This window comes from Methylorubrum podarium, from assembly GCF_022179745.1.
Lineage (GTDB): Bacteria > Pseudomonadota > Alphaproteobacteria > Rhizobiales > Beijerinckiaceae > Methylobacterium > Methylobacterium podarium.
In genome coordinates, this window is the sequence record NZ_BPRD01000112.1 from 21,956 (window position 1) to 30,028 (window position 8,073).

Annotated in this window: 7 protein-coding genes; 5 read left to right on the plus strand and 2 right to left on the minus strand. The window is 70.4% G+C overall.

Annotation, left to right across the window (positions count from 1 at the left end; translation table 11 throughout):
* Complete coding sequence (locus tag MFF42_RS06035) at window positions 1-168, plus strand: hypothetical protein (RefSeq protein WP_238254942.1); 168 nt, start codon at window positions 1-3, stop codon at window positions 166-168.
* A gap of 35 nt (window positions 169-203) precedes the next feature.
* Here the strand turns inward: MFF42_RS06035 and panE are convergent, their stop codons facing one another.
* Complete coding sequence (gene panE, locus MFF42_RS06040) at window positions 204-1,142, minus strand: 2-dehydropantoate 2-reductase (protein ID WP_238254931.1); 939 nt, start codon at window positions 1,140-1,142, stop codon at window positions 204-206.
* Between the two features lie 207 nt (window positions 1,143-1,349).
* On the opposite strand from panE, the gene MFF42_RS06045 reads away from it, so the two are divergent.
* Both MFF42_RS06045 and MFF42_RS06050 read left to right on the plus strand, forming a co-directional pair.
* On the plus strand, window positions 1,350-2,255 hold the full coding sequence (locus tag MFF42_RS06045; protein ID WP_238254932.1) for a hypothetical protein: 906 nt from the start codon (window positions 1,350-1,352) through the stop codon (window positions 2,253-2,255).
* 230 nt (window positions 2,256-2,485) lie between these two features.
* On the plus strand, window positions 2,486-3,331 hold the full coding sequence (locus tag MFF42_RS06050; protein WP_238254933.1) for a hypothetical protein: 846 nt from the start codon (window positions 2,486-2,488) through the stop codon (window positions 3,329-3,331).
* A gap of 522 nt (window positions 3,332-3,853) precedes the next feature.
* On the opposite strand, the gene guaB is transcribed toward MFF42_RS06050, so the two are convergent.
* Window positions 3,854-5,347, minus strand: a complete 1,494-nt coding sequence (gene guaB / locus MFF42_RS06055) for an IMP dehydrogenase (RefSeq protein WP_238254934.1) — start codon at window positions 5,345-5,347, stop codon at window positions 3,854-3,856.
* 265 nt (window positions 5,348-5,612) lie between these two features.
* Here guaB and MFF42_RS06060 point away from each other — a divergent pair, with 265 nt between their 5' ends.
* Together MFF42_RS06060 and murG are read left to right on the plus strand one after the other, a co-directional pair.
* On the plus strand, window positions 5,613-6,779 hold the full coding sequence (locus MFF42_RS06060; protein ID WP_238254935.1) for an FtsW/RodA/SpoVE family cell cycle protein: 1,167 nt from the start codon (window positions 5,613-5,615) through the stop codon (window positions 6,777-6,779).
* Between the two features lie 115 nt (window positions 6,780-6,894).
* Entirely contained in the window at window positions 6,895-8,004 is a 1,110-nt protein-coding gene (murG, locus tag MFF42_RS06065) for an undecaprenyldiphospho-muramoylpentapeptide beta-N-acetylglucosaminyltransferase (protein ID WP_238254936.1), read from the plus strand.
* Window positions 8,005-8,073: the final 69 nt, after the last annotated feature.

Consider the following 8,073-nt stretch of genomic DNA (forward strand, 5'->3'; position numbering starts at 1 on the left):
GTGAAGCCGATCATTTGCGCGAGCCTGCTCGCGCTCACCCTTGCCGCCTGCTCCACCGCGCCGGCCGCGCCGAGCCTCGATCCGGTGCCTCCGCCCGCCCGGCGGCCCGACGCCAAGACGCAGCTCGAATACGGCAACCCGCCTCCGCCGCCGCCCGGCCGTTACTGACGGCCGATCCCGACGAACGGCGAAACCGGGGCGGCTCAGGCCGCCTCGCGGGCGCGCCGGTGCTCGTAGGCCTTGAGGTGCGTCAGCACGCGGTCGAGCACCGGCGTCTCCACGCCCTTGGCCCGGCCGCGCTCGATCAGGTCGCCGACGATGTGGTCGGCCTCGATGCGGGCGCCGGCCTCGATGTCGCGCAGCATCGACGCCGTCATCGCCGAACCCTCCGCCGTCAGCATCTTGCGGGCGCCGGCGAAGACCTTGTCGCGGGCGGCGTTGCCGTTGGCTGCGGCCACCGCCTGGCACTCATCGTGCAGCGCCTCGATGAAGGCCTTGCCGCCGGGCGCCGCGATGATGTCGCCCAGAGCCGCCCGCATCAGCGTGGTCGCCCCCGCGAGCGTCGCGAGGAAGACCCACTTCTCCCACATCTCCAGAAGCATCCTGTCGCTGGCGCGTGCCTGGAAGCGAACGCCCTCCATCTGCGCCTCGATCCGCTCCATCCGCTCGGACCGTGACCCGTCGCGCTCGCCGTAGGTGAAGGTGTGCAGGTCGGTCATCTGCCGGATCGCGCCGTTGCGCGTCAGCGTCGCGACGATGCCGCAGCTTCCGCCCAGCACCCGCTCGGCGCCGAAGGCCCGGTCCAGCACGTCGAGATGGCGCAGACCGTTGAGGATCGGCAGCACCGCGGTGCCGGGCCCGACGGCGGGGGCGACGTCCGCCACCGCCGGATCGAGGTCGTAGGCCTTGGCGGAGAGGAGAACGAGGTCGAAGGGACCCGCTCCGGCGAGACGGTCGGCCGTCACCGTCTGCGGCGCCGGAATGTGCAGGTCTCCCACCGGGCTCAGCACCCGCAGGCCGTCCGCCGCCAGCTTCTCGGCCCGCGCCGGACGCACGAGGAAGGTCACGTCCCGTCCGACTTCCGCCAGCCGCGCGCCGAAATAGCCGCCGGTCGCGCCGGCTCCGACCACGAGAATCCGCATCGTCCGTCCCTTTCGTTGCCCCTCCCATACCGCGAAGCCTCGCGCCCCGCACCCCGCGGGTTCGCGATCCGGTCATCAGTTCATTCGATGGCGCGATACGCTCCCCGCACCGATCTGGAAACGCGAGCGCACTGCGGCTAAGCTTGGTTTCACCAGACGGCCCCTGCATTCCGCACCGGCGATTGCTGGCTTTCGCGGATTTCGTCCATGCGCCCCCTCTCGACCCTCGCCGTTCTGGCCGCGGGGATTCTTCCCGTCCTCGCCTCTCAGCCCGCCTCCGCGGTCGAACGGCAGCCGTTCGAAGTCGTGAAAGGCTGGGAAGTCGAGCGCACGATCGGCGATACCAGCGCCAATCCTTGCCTGATGACCCATGCCTACGAGGACAAGGACGACAACAACGCCGCGAATGCCGTGGTCTTCGCGCTTCGGGGCTCCTCGGTCGCGCTGGTGCTGGTCTATCAGGGCTGGGACTTCGACAAGGAGGAGGCCGTCAAGGTGCCCCTCTTCCTCGACAAGAAGGCGATCAAGGTGAAGACGACCTGGATCGGCGACGGGAAGACCCTGCGCACCCAGTTGCCCGACAGCGTCGTCCCGGACCTCCTTGCCGCCAAGACGGTGATCCTGCGCTTCGAGGACAGCGACGCGGATTTCCGCATCCCGGATTTCGCGGCGGGCTACGAGTCGCTGCGCCGCTGCGATGCCACGCCGGCCAACGTGGCCGCCGCTCAGCCGCGGACACCCGGAGCCGCCGCGCTCCAGGCCGGCCCGGCTCAGCCCACCCTGCCGCCGCAGCAGCGGATCGCGGCCTACGCGATCGGCCTGTCGCTGCAGCGCGTGCTGAAGGAATGCGACGTGTCCTCGACCGGCAAGCAGCGCGCCGCCGTGGACGCCCGGATGGCCGCGCTCCAGCCGGAGATGGTCCCGCTCGACGCACAGCTGCGCAGCGAATTGAAGCGCAACGGCGAGAGTTGCCCTCCGGCGGACAAGCAGGCGGACTTTCAGGAGATCCTGCGCAAGTTCATCGATCTGAGCCCGGAAGACCTGGTCGCCGCCCTGGAAAAGCAGCCCGCGGCGGAGAAGGCCCCGGAAGCGGCGCCCGGTCCGAAGCTCTGAGGCTTCCCGGCGGCGGAGACGCCGCCCGATCCGCGACGGGTGACGGCCGGACCATCGGCCGGACCATCGGGCAGGGCGGAGCTCCTCGCTCCGCTACCTCGTAAAACCCTGTGCGGGATGTGCGCTTCGAGGCTGGTTGCGCTGGCGGGCTGCGGCTAGGCTTCCTCAGCCGGCTGGCCATCTCGCATTCCGCGGGCGGCCCGGTGCGGCCGTCCTCGCGGAGATGTCGCGTGCGCCTCTCACCCGTCACGGCAGCGATGCTGGCGACGCTCCTCGGCGGCCCGGTCGCCGCCGCCGACCGCGCACCGTTCGAGACCGTCGGCGGTTGGGCGATCGAGCGCCGTGGCGGCCAGACCGACGCACCCGCCTGCCGGATGACCCGCAGCGAGAAGGACGCGCAGGGCGAGATCACCGGCCTCGTGATCGTCTCCCTCGATCGCGGCGGGCTGACCTTGGCGGTGGCCGACCGGAACTGGGATTTCCCGGCGGGCGAACGCTTCACCGTGCCGATGCTCCTCGACGGGAAGCCCGCCGGGACGACGCTGATCTGGACCGGTGACGGCCAGATCCTGCGCACGGCACTGCCCGAGACGCTCGTGCCGGATCTCCTGGCCGCGCGGGCGCTGGCGCTCCGCTTCGCCGACGGCGACATGCCGGTCGCCGTCCCCGACCTCGCGGCGGCCGTCGCCGCCCTGCGGCGTTGCGCGACCGGATCGTCGAGCAAGCCCGCGGTCGCGGTGGAGCCCCCCCTTCCGCCCCGGGCGCGGATCGCCACCTACACGGTGGGTCTCGCCCTTCAGGGGGTGCTGCGGACCTGCGGGGTCGCCGCGACCGAGGCACAGCGCGAAGCGGTCGAGGCGAAGATGGCGGCGCTCCGGCCCGAGATGGCCCCCTACGAGGCGGCGATCCGGGCGCAGGTGACGAAGTCCCGCGGCTTCACTTGTCCCGGCGCCGACAAGGAAGCGGAGTTCCAGGAGGCGCTGCGCCGGTTCATCGCCCTGAGCCCGGACGAGTTCGCGGGAGTCGTGGATCGGCAGGCGGAGGCTTCGCCCGGTGCTCCCGTCGCGAAACCTTAGGGTATCGTGCCCAAGGACGGCCATCGGCCAACGGAAGAACCGACGCGAAAGCGGAGGGTTCGAGCGCGCCGCGCGCGCTGCGCGGATCACGCGGCACGATTTGATTCATGTCATTGAGCGGCACGGCAGGCCGTGGGAAAAACGCATTCCCGTCGGGTGCGGTCTGCGCGACAGTTTCCGAGCGGCGGAGACCCGAATTCGCCGGATGTTTTCCTCCCGAAACTTGTTCTCCGCGACCGCATCTGGGCTGCGGAGATTTTTTTATATCCGGGAGAGACTTTCTACGACGCGCTTGATTTTCAATAAATCGTCGAGCCCGGGTTTCATCTACGCATGAGGCCTCGTGGAGGCCGATCATGAGGCGCACCCTTTCTCCGGATCCGGCCGCGACCCGGGATCGCGCCGTCGCCGCCGCACTCTGCGTGCTGGTCTTCCTGGAATGCCTGACCTTGCTGGTCAGCCTGATCTGGCTCTGAGATCAGGCACGCGAGGTCCCTTGGCGGGGACCTCGCGGCGCCGTCGTCAGGCCCGGCTCGGATAGTTCGGGCTCTCGCGGGTGATCGTCACGTCGTGGACATGGCTCTCGCGCAGGCCCGCATTGGTGATGCGCACGAACTGCGCCCGCTCCTGGAAGTCCGGCACGGTGGCCGCGCCGACATAACCCATCGCCGCCCGCAGGCCGCCGGCGAGCTGGTGCAGCACCGCCGCGACCGGCCCCTTGTAGGGCACCTGTCCCTCGATGCCCTCCGGCACGAGCTTGTGGGTGTCGCTGACCTCGGCCTGGAAGTACCGGTCGGCCGAGCCGCGGGCCATGGCGCCCACCGAGCCCATGCCGCGATAGCTCTTGTAGGAGCGGCCCTGATACAGGAAGACCTCGCCCGGCGCCTCATCGGTGCCCGCCAGCAGCGAGCCCAGCATCGCCACCGAGGCGCCCGCCGCGATCGCCTTGGCGAGATCGCCCGAGAACTTGATGCCGCCGTCGGCGATCACCGGCACGTCGGCGCCCTGGGCGGCCTCGACCGCCTCCATCAGCGCGGTCAGCTGGGGCACGCCGACGCCCGCGACGATGCGGGTGGTGCAGATCGAGCCCGGGCCGATGCCGACCTTGATCGCGTCGGCGCCGGCATCGATCAGGGCGCGGGCGCCCTCGGCGGTGGCGACGTTGCCGGCGATGATCTGCACGGCGTTGGAGAGCTGCTTCACCCGCGCGACGCTGTCGAGCACCTTGCGGGAATGGCCGTGGGCGGTGTCGACGACGACCACGTCGCAGCCGGCATCGATCAGCCGCTCGGCGCGCTCGAAGCCGGAATCGCCCGTCGTGGTGGCGGCGGCGACCCGCAGCCGGCCCTGCTCGTCCTTGACCGCGTTGGGGTAGGCGACCTGTTTCTCGATGTCCTTGACGGTGATGAGGCCGATGCAGCGGTAGTGGTCATCGACCACGAGCAGCTTCTCGATGCGGAACTGGTGCAGCAGGCGCTTGGCCTCGTCCTGCGTCACGCCCTCGCGCACGGTGATGAGCCGGTCGCGGGTCATGAGTTCGGCCACCGGCTGGCCGATATTGGTGGCGAAGCGGACGTCGCGGTTGGTCAGGATGCCGACGAGCTTGCCGCGGGAGCCGTTGGGGCCGCGCTCGACCACGGGGATGCCGGAGATCCGGTTCTTCTTCATCACCTCGAAGGCGTCGGCGAGCGTCTCGTCGGGGTGGATGGTGATCGGGTTGAGCACCATGCCCGACTCGTACTTCTTGACGAGGCGGACCTGCTCGGCCTGCTCGGCCGGCTCCAGGTTGCGGTGGATCACGCCGAGCCCGCCGTTCTGGGCCATGGCGATCGCCATCGGCGCCTCGGTGACGGTGTCCATGGCCGAGGCGATGATCGGCAGGTTGAGCCGGATCGTGCGGGTGAGGCGGGTCGCGACATCGACCTCGGTGGGCATCACCGAGGAGGCGGCGGGGCGCAGCAGCACGTCGTCGAAGGTGAGGCCCTCGATGATCGTGTCAGCGCTGATACGGGCCATGGAAACCAACTCCGAGAGACGGGTGTTGCGCCGGGCCGGGAGCATCCGGCCAGCGGGATCGGGTTGGCAGGGGCCAGTATCATGGGCGCACGATGCACGCAAAGCCGCCGCGACCCTTTGCGGTGCATGGCTGACCGGCGATCGGAGCCCCTCGGCACCGTTCTGACCCGACGCGGCAACCCGCCATTAACCCTTACGTTCCACGATCACGGCGGACCGCCCGCGTCCTGTTGCGGGACCGGTCGGCTGGAGACGAGCCCTCGCCATGATGTCGCGCGCCGAACGCAGTCCCCTCGCGGATTGGTGGTGGACGGTCGATCGCGGCCTGCTCGCGGGCCTCGGCTGCCTGATGGTGGCCGGCCTGGTCTTCCTGATGGGCGGCGGGCCGCCGGTGGCCGAGCGCATCGGCCTGCCGACCTTCTACTTCCTGAATCGGCAGGCGATGTACCTCGCCCCGACGATCCTGCTGATCATCGCGGTCTCGTTCCTCTCGGTGCGCCACATCCGGCGCTTCGCCCTGGTCACCTGGATCCTCGGCGTGGCGCTCTGCATCTTGGCCGGCAAGTTCGGCCCCGAGATCAAGGGCGCGCATCGCTGGATCCAGTTCGGCTCCTTCGGCCTCCAGCCCTCGGAATTCGTGAAGCCCGCCTTCGTGGTCGTCACCGCCTGGGCGTTCTCGGAGGGCGCCAACCGCCGCGACATGCCCGGCGTCACCCTCGCGTTCCTGCTCCTGCCCCTGACGATCGTGCCGCTGATCCTCCAGCCCGATTTCGGCCAGACCATGCTGATCACGATGGTGTGGTGCACCCTGTTCTTCGTCGCCGGCCTGCACTGGTTCTGGGTGGCGGGCCTCGGCCTCGCCGGGATGATCGGCGTGTTCACCGCCTACACCTTCCTCCACCACGTCCGCGAGCGTATCAACCGCTTCATGGACCCGGAATCCGGCGACAGCTTCCAGGAGGTCTGGTCGCGCGAGTCGTTCAATTCCGGCGGCTGGTTCGGCACCGGGCCGGGCGAGGGGGTGGCCAAGCGCCACCTGCCCGACGCGCATACCGACTTCATCTTCTCGGTGACCGGCGAGGAATTCGGCGTGCTGGTCTGCCTGGGCCTCGTCGCGCTCTTCGCCTACATCGTCATCCGCGGGCTCAAGCTCGCCCGCCGCACCGACGACACCTTCACGAGGCTCGCCATCACCGGTCTGACCACGCTCTTCGGCCTCCAGGCCTGCATCAACATGGCAGTGAACACGCAGCTCATGCCGGCCAAGGGCATGACCCTGCCGTTCGTCTCCTACGGCGGCTCCTCGCTGATCTCGCTGGCGCTGGGCATGGGCTTCCTTGTGGCGCTCACCCGCAAGCGCCCCCGCACCACCACCGTCAACCAGCGCCCGCCCGGCACCATGCCCTCCGCCGTTCCGGGGCTGATGCAGTGATCCCGGCGGCCACCGACATGACTTCTTCCGGCCGAATGCCGCCGGCAAGCACGACTGCGCGTCGCCGCTTACGCGGCGGACCGTCCTCGAGGCGTCAGCATCGAGGACAACGGACATGACCGTCTTCACACCTCTCGTTCTGGTGTGCGCCGGCGGGACCGGCGGCCACCTGTTCCCGGCCCAGAGCCTCGCCTACGCCCTGAAGGAGCGCGGCATCCGAGTCGCGCTCGCCACCGATGCCCGCGTCGACTCCATCGCGGGCGACTTCCCGGCGGAGCAGATCGTCACCATCGCCTCGGCGACGCCTTCTGGCCGCTCGGCCCTGCGCCGGGCCGGCGCGGTGCTGACGCTCGGGCGCGGCTTCGGCCAGGCCGCCCGCGCGGTGCGGCGCCTGAACCCGGCAGCGGTCGTCGGCTTCGGCGGCTATCCGACGGTGCCGCCGATGCTGGCGGCGCAGCTGCTGCGAGTGCCGACCATCCTGCACGAGCAGAACGCGGTGATGGGCCGGGCCAACGGCTTCCTGGCCAAGGGCGCGCGCGTCATCGCCACAGGCTTCAAGGAGGTGCGCGGCGTCCCCGAGAAGGCGACGGCGCGCCGCGTCCATACCGGCAACCCGATCCGCCCGGCGGTGCTGGCGGTGGCCGAGACGCCCTATCCGGCCCTCGACGCGGACTCGCCGCTGCGCCTCCTCGTCTTCGGCGGCAGCCAGGGCGCCCGCGTCATGAGCGAGGTCGTGCCGGCGGCGATCGAGCGGCTTCCGCAGGATCTGCGCGCCCGCCTCCACCTCGTGCAGCAGGCCAGGCCCGAGGATCTGACGGCGACGCAGAACCGCTACCTCGCCATGGGGCTCGGCGGGATCGAGGCGGCGCCCTTCTTCAAGGACCTGCCCGGCCGCATGGCCGCGGCCCATCTTGTGGTGGCGCGCTCCGGCGCCTCGACGGTCTCGGAACTCGCCGCCATCGGCCGGCCCGCCATCCTCGTGCCGCTGCCCGGGGCGCTCGATCAGGATCAGGCGGCCAACGCCGCGACGCTGGCGCAGATCGGCGCGGCGCTCTCGATTGCGCAGACCGCCTTCACCCCCGACCGGCTCGCCGCCGAACTCGTGGACCTGTTCGAGGCACCGCGAAAATTGACCCAGGCCGCCGCTGCCGCCAAAACCGCCCGCATCCTCGACGCGGCCGACCGCCTCGCCGCGCTCGTCGTCGAGACCGCGGCCGCCGCCTGATCCCGTCCCGGAGGCTGCGCGCTCCGGGATCGAGAGCATCGTCCCGGATTCCGGATCCGGGACGATGCT